The 344-nt window shown below is 39.0% G+C and carries 1 protein-coding gene; it reads left to right on the top strand.

Translation table 11 applies throughout. The annotated features are described in order from the left end of the window. Window positions 1–344, top strand: a 344-nt coding sequence (locus CDOM15925_RS09935; RefSeq protein ID WP_169943246.1) for a WG repeat-containing protein, incomplete at both ends; no start/stop codon positions are given.

Genomic DNA, 344 nt, shown 5'->3' with positions numbered 1-344 from the left:
CAGTCAAAAAAGACGGCAAATGGGGGTACATAAACACCAAAGGCGAACAAGTAGTAGAGTGCAAATTTTATGAGGTCCTGGGCTTTATTGAAGGCTTAGCAAAAGTTAAAAAGGGTCTCAAACAATTTACAATCAATAACAAAGGAAATTTCGTTGTTCATGACGAAAATAATAATCAGATGGAGATATCTAGTAAGTTTGACGATGTCTATGACTTTAGCGAAGGCTTAGCCGCAGTCAAAAAAGACGGCAAATGGGGGTACATAAACGCCAAAGGCGAACAAGTAGTAGAGTGCAAATTTGATGATGTATGGTATCGAGGCTTTAGCGAAGGCTTAGCAAAA

The organism is Campylobacter sp. RM15925, assembly GCF_012978775.1.
Lineage (GTDB): Bacteria > Campylobacterota > Campylobacteria > Campylobacterales > Campylobacteraceae > Campylobacter_A > Campylobacter_A canis.
Note: the sequence above shows the minus strand (reverse complement) of the source record. Positions and strands in the feature narration are given on the sequence as shown.